At 54.4% G+C, this 1,376-nt stretch carries 1 rRNA gene; it reads right to left on the bottom strand.

The features are described 5' to 3' along the window. Position 1: 1 nt before the first annotated feature. Positions 2-1,376, bottom strand: a 23S ribosomal RNA gene (locus LCL96_RS23315); the annotation flags it as partial.

The following is a 1,376-nucleotide window of genomic DNA, read 5'->3' as shown; positions in this document are numbered from 1 at the left end:
TGTGGTTAAGTCCTCGATCGATTAGTATCAGTCAACTCCACATGTCGCCATGCTTCCATCTCTGACCTATCTACCTAGTCATCTTCTAGGGATCTTACTCACTTACGTGATGGGAAATCTCATCTCGAGGGGGGCTTCATGCTTAGATGCTTTCAGCACTTATCCCTTCCGCACATAGCTACCCAGCGATGCCTTTGGCAAGACAACTGGTACACCAGCGGTGCGTCCATCCCGGTCCTCTCGTACTAAGGACAGCTCCTCTCAAATTTCCTGCGCCCACGACGGATAGGGACCGAACTGTCTCACGACGTTCTGAACCCAGCTCGCGTACCGCTTTAATGGGCGAACAGCCCAACCCTTGGGACCGACTACAGCCCCAGGATGCGATGAGCCGACATCGAGGTGCCAAACCTCCCCGTCGATGTGGACTCTTGGGGGAGATAAGCCTGTTATCCCCGGGGTAGCTTTTATCCGTTGAGCGATGGCCCTTCCATGCGGAACCACCGGATCACTAAGCCCGACTTTCGTCCCTGCTCGACTTGTAGGTCTCGCAGTCAAGCTCCCTTGTGCCTTTACACTCTGCGAATGATTTCCAACCATTCTGAGGGAACCTTTGGGCGCCTCCGTTACTCTTTAGGAGGCGACCGCCCCAGTCAAACTGCCCACCTGACACTGTCTCCCACCCCGATAAGGGGCGCGGGTTAGAATTTCAATACAGCCAGGGTAGTATCCCACCGATGCCTCCACCGAAGCTGGCGCTCCGGTTTCCAAGGCTCCTACCTATCCTGTACAAGCTGTACCAAAATTCAATATCAGGCTACAGTAAAGCTCCACGGGGTCTTTCCGTCCTGTCGCGGGTAACCTGCATCTTCACAGGTACTATAATTTCACCGAGTCTCTCGTTGAGACAGTGCCCAGATCGTTACGCCTTTCGTGCGGGTCGGAACTTACCCGACAAGGAATTTCGCTACCTTAGGACCGTTATAGTTACGGCCGCCGTTTACTGGGGCTTCGATTCGCACCTTCGCTTGCGCTAAGCACTCCTCTTAACCTTCCAGCACCGGGCAGGCGTCAGCCCCTATACTTCGCCTTACGGCTTCGCAGAGACCTGTGTTTTTGCTAAACAGTCGCCTGGGCCTATTCACTGCGGCTCTCTCGGGCTTGCACCCTACCAGAGCACCCCTTCTCCCGAAGTTACGGGGTCATTTTGCCGAGTTCCTTAACGAGAGTTCTCTCGCTCACCTTAGGATTCTCTCCTCGCCTACCTGTGTCGGTTTGCGGTACGGGCACCTTTTTCCTCGCTAGAGGCTTTTCTTGGCAGTGTGGAATCAGGAACTTCGCTACTATAATTCGCTCGCTATCACAGCTCAGCCTTC

The organism is Rossellomorea aquimaris, assembly GCF_020172085.1.
Lineage (GTDB): Bacteria > Bacillota > Bacilli > Bacillales > Bacillaceae_B > Rossellomorea > Rossellomorea aquimaris_E.
Note: the sequence above shows the minus strand (reverse complement) of the source record. Positions and strands in the feature narration are given on the sequence as shown.